The organism is Allobosea sp. P4_E12 (assembly GCF_056401655.1).
Window position 1 is genome coordinate 1 of the sequence record NZ_JBFUIY010000012.1, and the last position, 15385, is coordinate 15385.

General features: G+C 63.9%; 18 protein-coding genes. 9 read left to right on the top strand and 9 right to left on the bottom strand.

Translation table 11 applies throughout. The features are described 5' to 3' along the window. Positions 1-288 (top strand): AAA family ATPase (locus AC1DW9_RS16645; RefSeq protein ID WP_476855133.1); only part of this gene is annotated, 288 nt, incomplete at its 5' end. A gap of 231 nt (positions 289-519) precedes the next feature. Next, the gene (locus tag AC1DW9_RS16650; protein WP_162768527.1) at positions 520-789 is read left to right on the top strand and encodes a hypothetical protein; all 270 of its coding nucleotides are present in this window, start codon (positions 520-522) and stop codon (positions 787-789) included. 72 nt (positions 790-861) lie between these two features. Here AC1DW9_RS16650 and AC1DW9_RS16655 read toward each other — a convergent pair whose 3' ends face one another. Continuing rightward, positions 862-2031: a glycerophosphodiester phosphodiesterase gene (locus tag AC1DW9_RS16655; RefSeq protein ID WP_441505482.1), complete on the bottom strand. Its 1170-nt coding sequence runs from the start codon at positions 2029-2031 to the stop codon at positions 862-864. 220 nt (positions 2032-2251) lie between these two features. Further along, complete coding sequence (locus AC1DW9_RS16660) at positions 2252-2392, bottom strand: hypothetical protein (RefSeq protein ID WP_476769507.1); 141 nt, start codon at positions 2390-2392, stop codon at positions 2252-2254. Positions 2393-2804: 412 nt separating this feature from the next. Between AC1DW9_RS16660 and AC1DW9_RS16665 the strand changes: the two genes are divergently transcribed. Genes AC1DW9_RS16665 through AC1DW9_RS16680 form a run of 4 tightly spaced genes read left to right on the top strand, consistent with a single transcriptional unit; the run spans position 2805 to position 7219 of the window. Beyond that, positions 2805-4103, top strand: a complete 1299-nt coding sequence (locus AC1DW9_RS16665) for an RsmB/NOP family class I SAM-dependent RNA methyltransferase (protein WP_441505484.1) — start codon at positions 2805-2807, stop codon at positions 4101-4103. A gap of 50 nt (positions 4104-4153) precedes the next feature. After that, entirely contained in the window at positions 4154-5716 is a 1563-nt protein-coding gene (guaA, locus tag AC1DW9_RS16670; protein WP_441491912.1) for a glutamine-hydrolyzing GMP synthase, read from the top strand. Next, positions 5713-6027, top strand: a complete 315-nt coding sequence (locus tag AC1DW9_RS16675) for a hypothetical protein (RefSeq protein WP_441505485.1) — start codon at positions 5713-5715, stop codon at positions 6025-6027. Before guaA ends, AC1DW9_RS16675 begins: the two co-directional genes overlap by 4 nt. Positions 6028-6067: 40 nt before the next feature. Next, positions 6068-7219, top strand: a complete 1152-nt coding sequence (locus tag AC1DW9_RS16680; RefSeq protein WP_441505486.1) for an MFS transporter — start codon at positions 6068-6070, stop codon at positions 7217-7219. 376 nt (positions 7220-7595) lie between these two features. On the opposite strand, the gene AC1DW9_RS16685 is transcribed toward AC1DW9_RS16680, so the two are convergent. The 4 genes from AC1DW9_RS16685 to AC1DW9_RS16700 all read right to left on the bottom strand — a co-directional run bounded on the left by AC1DW9_RS16685 (position 7596) and on the right by AC1DW9_RS16700 (position 10951). After that, the gene (locus AC1DW9_RS16685; RefSeq protein WP_476775426.1) at positions 7596-8846 is read right to left on the bottom strand and encodes an RNA polymerase sigma factor; all 1251 of its coding nucleotides are present in this window, start codon (positions 8844-8846) and stop codon (positions 7596-7598) included. Then, the gene (locus tag AC1DW9_RS16690; protein ID WP_476769066.1) at positions 8846-9199 is read right to left on the bottom strand and encodes a YciI family protein; all 354 of its coding nucleotides are present in this window, start codon (positions 9197-9199) and stop codon (positions 8846-8848) included. Before AC1DW9_RS16690 ends, AC1DW9_RS16685 begins: the two co-directional genes overlap by 1 nt. A gap of 36 nt (positions 9200-9235) precedes the next feature. Beyond that, entirely contained in the window at positions 9236-9634 is a 399-nt protein-coding gene (locus tag AC1DW9_RS16695; protein WP_441491904.1) for an MAPEG family protein, read from the bottom strand. A 327-nt stretch (positions 9635-9961) separates the two neighbouring features. After that, a complete protein-coding gene (locus AC1DW9_RS16700) occupies positions 9962-10951 on the bottom strand; it encodes a zinc-dependent alcohol dehydrogenase family protein (protein WP_476775425.1) in 990 nt (329 codons plus the stop codon). Between the two features lie 105 nt (positions 10952-11056). On the opposite strand from AC1DW9_RS16700, the gene AC1DW9_RS16705 reads away from it, so the two are divergent. Beyond that, positions 11057-11956, top strand: a complete 900-nt coding sequence (locus AC1DW9_RS16705; RefSeq protein ID WP_441491902.1) for a LysR family transcriptional regulator — start codon at positions 11057-11059, stop codon at positions 11954-11956. 102 nt (positions 11957-12058) lie between these two features. On the opposite strand, the gene AC1DW9_RS16710 is transcribed toward AC1DW9_RS16705, so the two are convergent. Continuing rightward, positions 12059-12982 (bottom strand): PLP-dependent cysteine synthase family protein, encoded by a 924-nt coding sequence (locus AC1DW9_RS16710; protein WP_476775424.1) that lies wholly within the window; start codon positions 12980-12982, stop codon positions 12059-12061. Position 12983: 1 nt separating this feature from the next. After that, positions 12984-13346, bottom strand: a complete 363-nt coding sequence (locus AC1DW9_RS16715) for a DUF488 domain-containing protein (protein WP_441491900.1) — start codon at positions 13344-13346, stop codon at positions 12984-12986. An 87-nt stretch (positions 13347-13433) separates the two neighbouring features. Between AC1DW9_RS16715 and AC1DW9_RS16720 the strand changes: the two genes are divergently transcribed. Together AC1DW9_RS16720 and AC1DW9_RS16725 are read left to right on the top strand one after the other, a co-directional pair. Then, entirely contained in the window at positions 13434-13916 is a 483-nt protein-coding gene (locus AC1DW9_RS16720; protein ID WP_441491899.1) for a MarR family winged helix-turn-helix transcriptional regulator, read from the top strand. 181 nt (positions 13917-14097) lie between these two features. After that, positions 14098-14730, top strand: coding sequence for a 2'-5' RNA ligase family protein (locus AC1DW9_RS16725; protein ID WP_441491898.1), 633 nt, complete (start codon positions 14098-14100; stop codon positions 14728-14730). Here AC1DW9_RS16725 and AC1DW9_RS16730 read toward each other — a convergent pair. Then, positions 14722-15381, bottom strand: a complete 660-nt coding sequence (locus AC1DW9_RS16730) for a helix-turn-helix transcriptional regulator (RefSeq protein ID WP_476775423.1) — start codon at positions 15379-15381, stop codon at positions 14722-14724. The two genes, AC1DW9_RS16725 and AC1DW9_RS16730, sit on opposite strands and share 9 nt — an antisense overlap. Between the last annotated feature and the right edge of the window lie 4 nt (positions 15382-15385).

Here is a 15385-nt window from a genome sequence, read left to right on the forward strand (position 1 = left end):
ATCGCGCGCTCGCTCTGCATGAGCCCGAAGATCATGCTGTTCGACGAGCCGACCTCGGCGCTCGACCCCGAGATGGTCAAGGAGGTGCTCGACACCATGGTGAGCCTGGCCGAGGAGGGCATGACCATGCTCTGCGTCACCCATGAGATGGGCTTTGCGCGCCAGGTCGCCGACCGCGTCATCTTCATGGATGCCGGCCAGGTCGTTGAGATGAACGAGCCCAACGAGTTCTTCAAGAACCCGCAGCACGAACGCACCAAGCTCTTCCTCAGCCAGATCCTGCACTGAGGCCGGGCAAGACTTGAACCATGYGGCGCGCCGAACCCTCGGCGCGCCGCAACTGCGTCAAGGTTAGAGCGAGGACCGAGCGTCGTCTGCCATAGTGGACGCTGCCATGGCGATTGATCCAACAGGCATAGATAGAGATAGCCCCCCGTATCTCTCCACTATCGGCGCGATCAAATTCCGGAACAATTCGGGATGTACCCCGTTCTTGCCTGCAGAATGGAGGAACGCATCATGAGATTCATCATTCCGACGATGACTGCTGTCCTGCTTGCGACGAGCGGCGCCTATGCCCAGTCGATCAACATTGGACCGGGCGGCGTCTCGGTCGATCCACGCTCGCCGCGCGAGCGCGCCATCGACCGCGAAATCCGCCGCGAAGAGCGCATGCGCGATCGCGCCCGCTGGGAGCGCAGCAGCTGGCGCGGCGATTGCCGCACCGTGAGGACCATCGAGGAAACGCCGCGTGGCGAGATCAGGCGGACGACGCGGGTCTGCGATTGATCTCCCGCTGAAATGTGCAAGAGAAAGCCCGCCCTGGTGATCCGGGGCGGGCTGCTGATCGTTGGGGCTGGCTTATTTGGCGTCGCGGGCCTTCACGGCGGCATCGGGGAAGTCCGAGAACAGCCCGTCGATGCCGAGATCGAAGAAGGCCTTGTACTCGGCAGCGGGATCGCTCTTGAAATTCGAGGTTAGCCGCTTCGGCTCGCTGCGGAACGTCCAGGTATGGACGAAGAGTCCGGCCGCATGCGCGTCCTTGACGACATTGGTCGGCGCGATCAGCACCCGATCCTGCTCGTCGATCTTGCCGTCGCCGTTCAGATCCTTCGGCTTGCCGTCCTCGCCGATCGTCTGCTTGCCGGCGAGGATATAGGGCTTCCACGGTCCGACGCCGTCGGCATAGGTCTTGATCTCCTTCAGCCCGTCGGCCGTGACCAGGTCCTTGAAGGTGCGCTTGTCGCCGGTGACGACGAAATCGTAGGGCTTGTCGAAGGGCGCGGCCAGCACGATGCCGCCATCCTTGTCGACGTCATCGGCATCGACGAGCTGGACGAGGCGCAGTTGCGTCTTGCCGCGCAGATATTTGAGATTGGCCGTCTCGAAGCTCTGGATGATCACGGGCGAGGACTTTTCGGTCCAGCCGGCCGCCTTCAACTGATCGAGCAGGCGGTCCTCGAGCGGCAGCCCGATCGCGGCATGAAAGATCGGGTGCTTGGTCTCGGGATAGATGCCGATGGTGCGGCCGGTCCGGGTGCTTTCGGCCTTGGCGAGATCGATGATCTCCTGCAGCGTCGGGATCGGGAACTTGCCATTATGCGACTGGTCGCGATCGGGCATCGCCTGCTTGGCGCGCAGCGTCTTGATCTCCGCGAGGGTGAAATCCCCGGCGAACCAGTCATTGGTGTCGACACCGTCGACCTTCCTGACAGTCTTGCGAGCAGCGAATTCCGGTCGCTCCGAAACGTCCGTGGTGCCGCTCAGCATCGGCTCGTGCCGTGCGACGAGTACGCCGTCCTTGGTCGCGACAAGATCCGGCTCGATGAAATCGGCGCCCTGTTCGATCGCCAGCTTGTAGGATTCGAGCGTGTGCTCGGGCCTGTGGCCGCTGGCGCCGCGGTGACCGACGATGAGGGGCTTCTTCCCATCGAGGGTCGGCACGGGTTGGGCGAAGGCGGGCGATGTGGCAGCAACGCCGCCGCAGGCAAGGGCGGCCAGCAACGTGGCCGAAAGTAGCGTCTGTTTCATCGGATCTGTTCCCTGATCGCGGCAAGAGCGCGCGACCATGATCAGACGATATGACAGCTCCGTGAAGTGGTCTTGTGCCGCAAGGACAACTTTGTGGCGAGGCGCGGGGGCGCTGCCCGTCCGGTCTGTATCGTGGCGCGTCCTGACGGACGACGATCGAGAGGCCCGGCAGAAGCGTCGCCCGGCCAAGCCAGAGCGACGCTTGTGATCGGCTGCGGGCTCAGCGCTTGTTTTCGAGCGTCGTCTTGGCGTCGAGGCGCTTCTGCGGGGGCGGCGTCAGGTCTGGCGGCGGTGTTGTGGCGCAGGCCGTGAGGGCCAGGGCAAGAAGACCGGCAAGCGTGATTCGGCAAAAGCGCTGCATGGCGTGGTTTCCACTTGATCGGAGCGATCGCCCCCGGTGTGCCGCTGACGACGACGCTTCGTCAAGCAGACGGCTTCACATGGTAATACGTCGATTTTCAAGCTGGACGCAGCAAGCGCAACCAGCCTCGGTTGCCGGATCATCCTGCGATGAGGACCGTAAGCCCGGGAAGCCCGGCTCGCCATGCGGATTGCGGCATTCGGGGAGAGTGCCGCAAGATCGGCCGGAGTGGTGGCCCGGTCATGAGCGCCCGTGAGCGGCGGAGCAGAACGTCTGCTCAACCGGGACGGAATGTCCGGGACATGCCTTCGCCTCAAGTATCCGGTCGAGACGTTGTTGCCCCTGCCTCGTCTATATGACACCACAGCGCCGAGATTATGCCGCACACGCCGGCACCAGACGGAACGACGCAATGACCCCTGCCGCCCGCATCAGCGCCGCCATCGAGGTGCTGGACGATATCATACAGCGTCGCCGGCCGGCATCCGACGCCCTGAAGGATTGGGGTCTGTCGCGGCGCTTTGCCGGGTCGAAGGATCGTGCCGCAATTGCGACCCTGGTCTATGACGCGCTCCGCCGCCGCTCCTCCTCGGCCTTCGCCATGGGCGAGGAGACCTCGCGCGCGATGGTTCTCGGCATGCTCGCCGGCCTGCGCGAACTCCGGATGGAAGAGATCGCCGAACTGTGCTCGGGCGAGAACCACGCGCCCGCGCCGCTGACGCGCGAGGAGGCGACCCGGCTGATCACCTTCGATCTCGACGACGCACCGGGCTGGGTCCGCGCCGATGTGCCTGAGTGGCTTTGGCCTGCTTTCTCAGCGAGCTTTGGCGAGCAGGCCGTGTCGGAAGGCGCCGCACTGGCCGATCGTGCGCCGATCGATATCCGCGTCAATCGCCTTAAGTCGAATCAGGCCAAAGTGTTGGCGGAACTCGCTCATCTTGGAGCGGAGGCGGGGGCATGGTCCCCTGATGCGATCCGCTTCCTGCCGGGGGCGGATGGGCGCGGCCCTTCGCTGCAGAGCGAGCCGAGCTTCTTCGAGGGCGCCTTCGAGATCCAGGACGAGGGCTCGCAGCTCGTCTCGCTACTGGCCGGCGCCAAGCACGGCGAGACCGTGGTCGACCTCTGCGCCGGCGCCGGAGGCAAGACGTTGGCTCTCGCTGCCCAGATGCAGAATCAGGGTCGCCTGTTCGCGACCGATCTCGATAGCCGTCGTCTGGCGCCACTGCATGAGCGTCTGGCGCGCTCGGGCGCCAGTATCGTCCAGATCCGCGTCCCGCGCAGCCGCGGCCATGAATCCCTCAGCGAAGTCATTGGCGAGGCCGATCTCGTCCTGGTCGATGCGCCCTGCACCGGTTCCGGCACCTGGCGGCGTAATCCCGACGCAAAATGGCGCGTCAGACCGGGCGCGCTCGCCGAGCGGATCAAGGACCAGGCCGAGGTGCTGGCGCGCGCAGCCCGCCTGGTGAAACCCGGCGGTCGTATTGCCTATGTCACCTGCTCGGTGCTTCCGGATGAGAATGACGGGGCCGTTTCAGGGTTCCTGCAGCGCCACCCCGGCTTCACCCTCGTGCCGAGCCAGGAGATCCTGTCGTCGAGGGAAGGCGACTTTGCTTTGCTCGCGCGGTTCTCGACCGCGCTTGGCCTGCAATTGTCGCCGCAGCGCACCGGGACGGACGGATTCTATCTGGCTTGCGTCAGGCGCGAGGCCTGAGGCGCGCTTGCGCCGTTGCGCCTGCGCGCGTGATGGCGTAACCGGGCGCGATGACGAGCAAGCCCCACGACTCCATCCTCATCATCGATTTCGGTAGCCAGGTCACGCAGCTGATCGCGCGTCGCGTACGCGAGATCGGCGTCTATTGCGAGATCGCGCCGTTCCAGTCGGCCTCCGAGGCCTTTCAGCGGATGAAGCCGAAGGGTGTCATCTTTTCCGGCGGGCCGGCCTCGGTGCCGGATGAAAATTCGCCGCGTGCGCCCCAGGAAGTCTTCTCGGCGGGCCTGCCGCTTCTCGGCATCTGCTATGGTCAGCAGACCATGGCGCATCAGCTCGGCGGCAAGGTCGAGGGCGGGCATGCGGCCGAGTTCGGCCGCGCCGATGTCGAGATCGTCGCGCCCTCGGCACTGTTCAGGGAGGTCTGGAACCAGGGCGGCCGCTTTCCGGTGTGGATGAGCCATGGCGACCGCGTCACGCAGTTGCCGGCTGGTTTTTCGGTCAAGGCGACCTCGGAGAACGCGCCCTTTGCGGTGGCGAGCGACGAGGAGCGGCGTTTCTATTCGACCATGTTCCATCCGGAGGTGGTGCATACGCCGGACGGCGCCAAGCTGCTGCGCAACTTCGTCGTCGATATCTGCGGCTGCGTCCCGGATTGGAGCATGTCCGCCTATCGCTCCGAGACCATCGCCAAGATCCGTGCGCAGGTCGGCAAGGGCAGGGTGATCTGCGGGCTTTCCGGCGGCGTCGATTCCGCCGTTGCCGCCGTGCTGATCCACGAGGCCATCGGTGACCAGCTCACCTGCGTCTTCGTCGATCACGGCCTGATGCGGATGAACGAGGCGGAAGAGGTCGTGCGCCTGTTCCGCGACAGCTACAATATCCCGCTCGTGCATGTGGAGGCTGAGGAACTCTTCCTCGCCGAGCTCGCCAAATGCGGCTCCGATCCGGAGGCCAAGCGCAAGACCATCGGCCGCCTCTTCATCGAGGTCTTCGACGAGGAAGCGCGCAAGCTCGGCGGTGCCGATTTCCTGGCGCAGGGCACGCTCTATCCCGACGTGATCGAGAGCGTCTCCTTCTCCGGCGGGCCCTCGGTGACGATCAAGTCGCACCACAATGTCGGCGGATTGCCCGAGCGCATGAAGATGAAGCTCGTCGAGCCGCTGCGCGAGCTGTTCAAGGACGAGGTCCGCGTGCTGGGCCGGGAGCTTGGCCTGCCCGAGGCCTTCGTCGGCCGCCATCCCTTCCCGGGGCCGGGCCTCGCCATTCGCTGCCCCGGCGAGATCACCAAGGAAAAGCTCGACATCCTGCGCAAGGCCGACGCGATCTACCTCGAGGAGATCCGCAAGGCCGGTCTCTACGACGTGATCTGGCAGGCTTTTGCCGTGCTGCTGCCGGTGCGCACCGTCGGCGTGATGGGTGACCACCGAACCTACGACCATGTCTGCGCGTTGCGTGCCGTCACCTCGGTGGACGGCATGACGGCCGATTTCTATCCCTACGACATGGCCTTCCTCGGCCGCACCGCGACTCGTATCATCAACGAGGTCAAGGGCATCAACCGGGTCGTCTACGACGTGACGTCGAAGCCGCCCGGTACGATCGAGTGGGAGTGATTCAGACCCGCTCGAATGTCGCGCTGAGGGTCTTTCCCGGCCTCGAACATCACAATCTGCGCCGGCTCTTCCATGCCGGCATCTGCGTTCCGGTCAACTCCGGTGATCCAACGTATTTTAGAGGTCACGTAAGCGAAAATCTCATCCCCTCGGCCGAGGGATTGGGCCGGACCGCAGAGGAGCAATTGACCCTGGCAGACAACGGCCTCAGGGCCGCGTTCGTCGATGAGGACAGGCGTAAAACGAACCGGAAGGTCATCAAGGGCAGGAGTCCACTGGGTCTTGCAGCGGTCTCCTACAATGAGACCTGAAAATACAGATTCTCCGCTCCGCATCTGGCTTGCGGTAATCGTGCTCGGCATCGCCTCGTTCACAATGGTCACGACCGAGTTCGCGCCGATCGGGCTGCTGTCCCAGATCGCCCTGGATCTGGGGCGAGATCAGGCCTCGGTCGGGCTCACGGTGACGCTCTATGCCTGGATCGGCGCCGCGAGCGGCCTGTTGTCGGTCGTTCTGCTCCAGAAGTTTCCTCGCAAGCCATTGCTCATCGTCTTGATGCTCATTCTTTCCGCGACCAATCTTGCGGCGATGATTTCCCACAGCTTCGACGGGTTGTTGCTGGCACGCGCGGTGGGCGCTGTCGTTCACGGTTTCTTCTGGGCCATGGCTGCTGCGGTCGCGTCACAGATTGCACCGTCCCACCGTATGGGTGTTGCAACCGCAATCATATTCGGCGGGATCTCGATGGCGACCGTTGTCGGCGTGCCGCTCGCGGACCTCGTCGGTCAGGCGAGTGGATGGCGTGCAGCGTTTGGCTCAATTGGCGCAGTCGGGCTGCTTACCTCGGTCCTGATGATCGCAGTTCTTCCCAAAATGCAGCCCGGATCGCCGGCAGGATGGAGAGAGCTTGGATCGGTGTTCCGCAGACATGACCTGCTGGGGATCTATGCTGTAACGGCATTCATGGCGGCGGCGAATTTCGCAGCGTACACTTTTATCGAACCATTCCTCGGAGAAATTCCGGATCTTCCCCAGGTCATGATCGGTGTGTTGCTGTTCGGCTTTGGGGGAGCAGGATTCCTTGGGAACATCCTGACCGGCTTTCTCATCGACCGCTTCATGAAGTCCATCATCACTGCAGGGCTGTTTGCCTTGTGCCTGGCGCTTGTTGGCCTTGGATGGTTCGGTCCTCAGCTGGGAACAGGTTGGGTCTTCGTCTTGCTCGTCATCTGGGGCGCCGCCATCGCGGCGCTGTTCGCGGGCCTGCAGACCTGGATCCTGCGCGCGGCCGGTTCGACAGTCATGTCCGCTGCCGCGATACACTCGGCGGTCATCAATTCGGCCATCGGCTTCGGAGCCATCCTCGGCGCCCGGATATTGACTGTATCCGGCGTATCCGGAGTGATGCTGGCCGCCGGAATGGTCGTCATTGTCCCGCTTCTGATCATCCTGTTGCAAGCGGCTCCCCAGGCTGGCCCGAAGGAAAGGGGGAGCGTTGCTTGATGGTTGAGGCTGCAGTCAGACGCCGGCAGGCTTCTCAAGAATACTGAGACGGGTTCGGCAACGGTCCGGTGATCTTGCCTTTGAAATCAGGACCCCAACTTTTTGACAGTCCTGATGTCGGAGTTTTTGCGGTTACAGATTAGATTTGCGAGAAATGTCCATTGGTTATTCGTTGTTCAAACAATCGAGTGGAGTGAGGGCGAGCGGCGGCAGCAGGCCAGCACCCACCGCTCGCGGGTATGCGAGTATGTGCATGCGACAACGACCTTTGATCGCCGATAGCGCTCCTCAGATTGTCGAGGCCATGGCTTTGACCAACTCCTGAGGGGCTCCTTCACCGCCGGATTTGGGATCAGATTGACCGCCAGTGCGGTCCCTAAGATGTCTCTGCCGCGTGCCGGGCGACCTGATCCCGGCGGCACCTGAGAAAGACCGCGTCCGATGGACTGGACGCAAGGCCGATGGCGCGATCAAAGGCCGCAAGCGCGGCGTCGGTCGGGCCCGAGCGGGACAGCAATTCGGCACGTGCCGCATGAAACGGCTGATAGGCCGAGAGCGCTGAGGCAAGCAACTCAAGAGCGTGCAAGCCTGCTTGGAGTGCGCCAGCTTCCGCCAATGCCACGGCGCGGTTCAACCGGACGACCGGCGTCGGTTCGATCCGCAACAGGCTATCATAGAGCAGGACGATCTGCGGCCAGTCGGGCGGCTCCGCCTGGACATGCAAGGCGGCAATCGCCGCCTTGATCTGAAAGGCCCCCGGCGCGCGTCGCGCCACTGCACGATCGAGCAAGGCCAGCCCTTCGGCAATCCGGGCGCCATCCCAAAGCCTACGGTCCTGCACTGCAAGTGGGACGCTGGTTCCGCCGGCATCGAGCCGTGCCGCGCGGCGGGCTTCGGTGATCAGCATCAGCGCCAGCAGTCCCTCGATTTCGGCCTGGTCCGGACGCAGGCCATTCAACATGCGCGCAAGATAGATGGCCTCTTCACCCAAAGGACTGGCGTGAGATTCGTCCGTGCCCGAATAGGCCTGGTTGAAAATGAGATAGACGACGGTCAGGACGGATTGCAGCCGCTCTGCCCAGGCTTCCGGTCCGGGTACGGCATAGGGAATGCCGGCGGCGAGTATCTTTGCCCGTGCCCGCGAGAGGCGCTGGCCCATGGTGGTTTCGTTGTCGAGGAAAGCAGCGGCAACGTCGGCCGTGCTCAATCCGCCCAGGGTGCGAAGCGTCAGTGCGACCCGGGTCGTGGGCTCCAGCGCCGGATGGCAGCAGGTGAAGATCAGCCGCAGGCGTTCGTCGGCAATATCCTCGGTCGTCGTCTCGGCTGCTTCGGCTAGGGAAAGCCGGGCGATCTCGCCAGCCTTGCGGTCCTCACGGGCCGACTTGCGCAAGCGATCGATCGCCTTGCGCAGCGCGACCTTCAAGAGCCAGCCCTGAGGCGAGGCAGGCAGCCCCGTCCTTCCCCAATGCACCACCGCCGAGGCCAGGGCGTCCTGCAGCGCGTCCTCGGCAAGCTGAAAATTCTTCAGCTGAACAATCAGCGCAGACAGAAGCCGCCCCCGATCCATCCGCACCATATTCTCGATGGCGCAGGAAACCGATCGGGGATCGGGGGCGGCCTCCGACATCAGGCGTCGTAGTCCATCACGGGCCGCACTTCGATCGTCCCATAGGCCGCCGACGGGATCATCGCTGCGAAGTGCAGGGCGGCATCCAGGTCGGGAACCTCGAAAATATAGTACCCGCCGAGGCGTTCCTTGGTCTCGGCAAAGGGGCCATCCATCGTCTCCACCTTGCCTCCGCGAATCCTCAGACTCGTGGCGGTCTCGACATCCTTCAGGCCTTCGCCCGCCACATAAGCGCCCGCCGCCTTCAGGGTTTCGTTGAAGTCGAAATACCCCTTCATCATCACCTCGAATTCAGGCGTGCCATAGGCTGGCTCGAGGGACGGGTCACTATAGATCAGCGCCATGTACTGCATGTCAGGTCTCCGGTGTTGGGCAGGTTCGGGGAGGTGTCAGGGGCGAGAGCCAAGCGCCGCGAGGGCGAGGGCCGCGGTCAGCGTCAGTGTCGCAAGGATGCAGGCGGAGTTACCCGCGATCCGCAGGGGATGGGTGGGGGCATTGGCGCGCAGTCCGATGGGGTGCAAAATCCGCCCGATGACGACCAGCAGCCCGGCGGCATGGAGCCAGAGCGGGCCGGCGCCCTGGCCCTCGGCCAGCACCATCAGGATGAGGATCATCGGCACCCATTCGACGAAATTGCCATGCCGGCGGATGCGTTCGTGCAGATTGGCATTGCCTGCATCTCCGATGGAGACGCTCAATGCCGAGCGGGTTTTGGTGACGCCGATCCACAGGGCCAGAAAGATCACGGCCAGGGGGATCGCATAGAGCGAGGTAATCGGAAAAATCATCAGGTTGGGCCATTCAGCTTGGTTTCGATGCCCCAAGAACGCTGCCCAATCCCGGATTTCGACATCCAGGCAAAAAATTTCAAACGAGCATGCCGGGTGGCATCCGCTAGGGTAAATTGGCCGCCTGGGCCAGTGGTATGAAATTCTATGAAGAATTACTCTGATGGAAAAGGGTGAAGTCGTTCGTATGATATTACATTTCGATACTGTGCCTCACAGCGGATAAATATAGCCTGAAATTCATTCGATCGCCCAATGCGGATAGACTTCGCGGTGAAGTCCGGTCCTTGGAGGCGCCGCGCCTCCGGCGGGAGAACGCACGAGCGATCAGATCGTCACGACGATCTTGCCGAATTGTTCGTTCGACTCCAGGAACCGGTGCGCCTCGACGATCTGGTCGAACGGAAAGATCCTGGCGATGGTCGGCTGAAGCGATCCGGACGCCAGCCCGTCGAGGATGAACGCCTTGGCCGCCTCGAGCCGCGCGGGATCACTGAGGATCTCGTGTACGAGGTAGCCGCGGAGCGTCAGCGTCTTGCTGAGGACGGCGAAGAGCGGGAAGGGGGGCGGTTCAGGGCTCAAACCGCCATATTCGATGAGAATGCCACCCCGCGACATCGCGGCCGTCAGCGGGCCGAATATCGGGCCGCCGATCGGATCGAGCACGACGCGTACACCATTCCGGCCAGCGATGTCCGACAGCCGCGCTTCCAGATCTTCCTCGGCCGAAGCGACGACATGGGTCGCGCCAAAGGCGAGCAGGGCCTGCTTTTTGCCTGAGGTGCGCGTGACCGCGATCGTGGTCGCGCCCACCGTCTTGGCAATCTGGAGCGCGGCAAGTCCAACGCTGCTTGATGCAGCCGTGATGACGACAAAGTCCTCCCTGCGGAGCTTGGCGATGTCGATAAGCGCCCCATAGGCGGTGAGGTACTGCATCCAGAAGGCGGCAGCCGCTTCGAAACTGAGCGATGGCGGATGCTTCACGACGAGTTCGGCTGGAAACGTGGCAAGCTCGCCATAGGCGGGCCAGCGCACCATCGACACGGGTGGCACCACGCTGGCGGCGTCGCCAAGTACCAACCCTTCCACATCGTCGCCGACGGCTTCAATGATGCCTGCTGCCTCAAGGCCGAGACCGGACGGCAAAGTCGGTGTCTCGATATAGGTGCCGGCGCGCAGCAACGCCTCGGCGCGGTTCAGCCCGAGCGCCTTGACCCGGATCTGCACCTCGCCTCGGCCGGGAGCCGGAACCGTCACGGTCTCGATGCGCAAGACCTCCGGACCACCATGCTCATGAAAGCGAACGACGCGTGCCATTGGCTGTAACTCCAAATTATTTGAACGGAATAAGCTATGCGTTCGGGCCGTGCCGCGGATAAATGGCTGAATCGGAAGATCAGTCAAAACTATGGGTTCTGAAAGATGGATCGCCTTACGAGCATGGCCGTGTTCGTCAAAGCCGTTGACTTGGGCTCGTTCGCGGCTGCCGCCGAGGCTCTCGATCTGTCGGGGCCGATGGTCGGCAAGCATGTCCGCTTCCTGGAAGAGCGGCTGGGCGTGCGCCTCATCAACCGCACCACGCGCCGCCAGAGCCTGACGGATTTCGGGCGCACCTATTTCGATCGCTGCCGCGTCGTTCTGGCCGAAGCCGAGGCTGCAGATGCGCTCGCTGCCGACCAGCTTTCAGAACCGCGCGGAAAGCTGCGTGTCACCATGCCTGCGCTCCTCGGCCGATGCTGCGTTGCGCCCATCCTGCTGGAGCTCGCGCGGCGCCATCCCGCGCTGGAGCTTGATCTGTCGTTCAGCGACCGCATCGTCGATCTTGCCGAAGGGAACTACGATCTCGCCATCCGGACAGGCGAGCTGGCGAACAAGACAGGCGTGATCGCGCGACGCATCGCTCGTCACCGGATGCTCGTCTGCGCGTCGCCGTCCTATCTCGAGACACACGGCCGGCCCGGTCAGATCGAGGAGATCGGTCGGCATCACGCCATCATCTACAGCCGGCCGGGCTGGATTCACCCGTGGCTGTTCGCGCGCGAGGGCCAGCCACCGGTGGAGGTTGCGCCGGTCGGCCGGTTGCGGCTCGACGACCTTGATGCCGTGGCCGATGCCGCAGCTTCCGGCCTGGGCCTTGCCTGGCTGCCATCTTGGCTGATTCAGGAGCGCATTCAGGCAGGCAAGCTTGTGCCGTTGTTGCTGAATGAGCCGGGATATGTGTTCGACAACTACGCGCTATGGCTGCAGACGCCTCACCTGCCGCGCAAGGTACGTCTCGCCGTCGATGCGCTGGCATCGGCGCTGCCCAGGCTCATGGCCTGAAATGCAGGGCATAGGGCGTCGCGACGACTTCAAGGCGCTTTCGGCCGCCCATTCCATCCCCACCGGACAAGAACGGAGTGTCGTGCGTCGGCCGGCAGCGCCTCAGTGCTTGCTGAGATATTTCATACCGGTATCGCACATCACGGTGACGATGGTCGCGCCGGGGCCGAACTGCTCGGCGAGGCGTAGCGCTGCGACGACATTGGCTCCCGTCGACGTTCCCGCGAAGAGGCCTTCCTCTCGGGCGAGGCGGCGGGCCATGGTGGCAGCCTCCTCGGTCGAAACCAGATCAATCCGGTCGGCGATGTCCTTCTCCCAGAGCGGCACGACATAGCCGGCGCCGATCCCGTCGATCTTGTGGGCTCCGGTCGCGCCGCCCGACAGCACCGGGGATTCGGCGGGCTCCACGGCCGCAATTGCGATCGCGGCATTGTGCCGGCGCAGCGCCTCGCCGGTTCCGCGGAGCGAGGCGGCGGTGCCGACGCTCTGGACGAAGCCGTCGATCCTGCCCTTCGTCTGCGCCCAGACTTCGTCAGCCATCCGGTGATAGGCCGCCATCTGGTCGCGGTTCTTCATCTGGTCGGTCCAGAAACTGCCGGTCTCGGCGGCAAGGACCCGTGCGGCTTCGATCATGTCGCGGGTGAGCTTCTCGGTCATGCGGCCGCTCTCACTGGGAATGATCTGAAGCTGGGCGCCCAGCAGTTTCATATGCTCGAGCTTCTCTCGCGCGAACGCGTCCGAGGTCACGATATGCAGCGGGTAACCCTTCACGGCACAGACCAGCGAGAGGGAGACGCCCGTGCTTCCGCCGGTATATTCGACGACGGAACCTCCCGGCTTCAGGCGGCCGTCCGCTTCGGCGGCCTCGACCATCGCCAGCGCCATGCGGTCCTTCATGCTCCCCGTCGGGTTTTCGCTTTCCAGCTTCAGCAGGATCCGGGCGCCGTTTGCCGGTGCGATCCGCCGCAGCGCGAGGAGGGTGGTGTTGCCGACGAGGTCCAGGATGGTTCGGTCCGGGTGGTTCATCTCAGGCGCCCTGCTGTTCGAGCCAGATCTTGAGCGCAACCGCATTGTTCCGCTCTTCGTCACGCGCCGCGTAGAGCAGGGTCACCGGACCTTCGCGCAGATGCCGGAAAAGCTCCCTGGTGGCCGCTTGCGCCGCTTCGCTCGTCAATTCGTCCGCATAGGCCGCGCGGAACGCATCCCAATCATCCGGCTTGCCGTGAAACTGCTTCCGCAGGGCATTGCTCGGCGCGATCTCCTTGAGCCAGAGGTCGATATGCGCCTTGTCCCTGGAGATGCCGCGCGGCCAAAGCCGGTCGACCAGGATGCGCTTGCCGTCATTGGCGGCCCGGTGGTCGTAGACGCGCTTCAGGACGAATGAGGCCATTGGACGTCTGCCACGTGGGGAACGAGGCGCCCGGATCGCGCGACGCCCATTTCCATGCATCTACATGTATTGTAGATGCATATAACCATGAGAGCTGGGAAGCAATCGCAAGGCAGCCTGCGACGCGAGGCTCGCGCCCTGGTCGACGCTTGCCCGGCCTGGAATGCCCGGCTGGCGGCGCGACGCATTTCGCTGTTCATCGATCGGGACATGGCGGCCCTTGGCCTTACCGCGGCGCAAGCCGGGCTGATGGCGCAGATCGCGACCATCGGCGACGATACGCTCGGCGCACTCGCTCAGCGGACCGGGCTCGAGCAATCCACGCTGTCGCGCAATCTGCGTACGCTGGAACGCGAGGGGCTGATCGAGATCGCGGTGGTGGAGGCAGACTTGCGGCGTCGTGCAGTGTGGCTGACCGAAGCCGGCGTACGGCGGTTACAGGAGGCCCTGCCGGTCTGGCGTCAGGCCCAAGCCCGTCTCGCGCAGATCCTGAGGCCTGGACTGGCGCGCGAGCTCGCAGACCACAGCGAGGCGCTGAACGAGGCGAAGCCCGGATCACGATTGCCTTGAAAGCTCCAAAATCTCTTGGTCGAGTGCGCGCCCTGGTCCCCCTCCGGCGAGCATCGGGCGCTGAGGTCGGTCGCGCTGCGATTGGAGGGCCTGGCTAGCGGGCAGCAGGACAAGCGTATCGGATTTCGTGCTGCGGTAGCGGTCGGGCGTCTTGCCGGACAGGTCGAGAGCGAGGTGCGAGATGACACCTGTCGACGCGTGTGATCTGTCGTTTCCGGATCTCAGTCTTCCGCAGAACCTTCGCGGCCCCCCGCGGGCAGGCAATCGCGAAAGCGTCGCAATCTTCTTCGCGCTCCTGCCGGAGCCGGACACAGCGAGCTACATTTCCCATCTCGCCGGCGACCTTCGCGCCGAGTTCAAGCTGCACGGTCGGCTGCGCCCGCCGAGCCTGCTCCATGTCTCGCTCAACAAGGTCGGCAATTTCATCGAATTGCCGAGGGAAATCATCGCCGCAGCGCTGGAAGCCGGCCGAATGGTCGAGGCCCATCAGTTCGCCGTGAGCCTTGACCGGTTCCTCAGTTTCAGCGGCGGTGAACCTCACGCCCTTGTCCTGTGCTGCGGGGAGGATCTCGCCGCGCTTTCGACACTGCGCCGCAACATCGATCGAGCGCTCAAGAGGGTCGGGCTGAAACCGGGTGGTCAGGCAGGTTCGACGCCCCATGTGACCATATTATACGACCGCGAACTCGTACCTCCCATGGGGCTCGAGCGGCCGATCGGCTGGGTTGCCCGCGACTTTGTCCTGATCGAGAGTTTCCAGGGACAAGGCCGATACGAGATTCTGGGGCGCTGGCCGCTGCACCCGCTATGTTGAAGGTCGAATGCGGTAAGCGCAGCGCCGCGCGCCATGAAGGATGTGTTCCTCTCGTTCGACCGAACAGCCCGGTCCGAGCGCGTCTCTGAAGATCGCGAGTTCGGCGCGGCAAAACCCCTGGCAAATCGACGCCGCGGCGCAGATCGGACAGTGGTTCTCGATCAGAAGCCAGCCATCGTCCGATCGCTGCCATTCGGCCATATAGCCTTCGCGGCTCCGGATCTCGGTGAGCGCCGCAATGCGGGCCTCCAGCCCTTCGGCGCCCGCCATGGCTGCCTGATAGGCGGTTCGCATCTCGGTTTCGCGGGCGTTGATCAAACGGTCGAGCGCGTCTGCCCCCAGGAGTTCGCGCACGGACCGCAACAGGCTGACCGTGAGCTCCGCATGGCTGTCGGGGAAGCGCGCCTGACCCTTGTCGGTCAAACGCCAGAACTGGGTTGGGCGGCCGACACCTCGGGACACGGTCTCGGTTTCGACAAGGGCTTCGGTCGCGAGCTTCGCGAGTTGCTGCCGCGCGTTCTCGCCCGTGGTGCCAAGCGCCCTTCCCAGATCAGCCGCGGTCTGTGCGCCGCGTGTCTTCAGCAGGATCAGCAGCCGGTCAGCCGGCGGACGGGGCAGTGATGATGCATTTTCCAAGTCGTAGCTTGACATATTT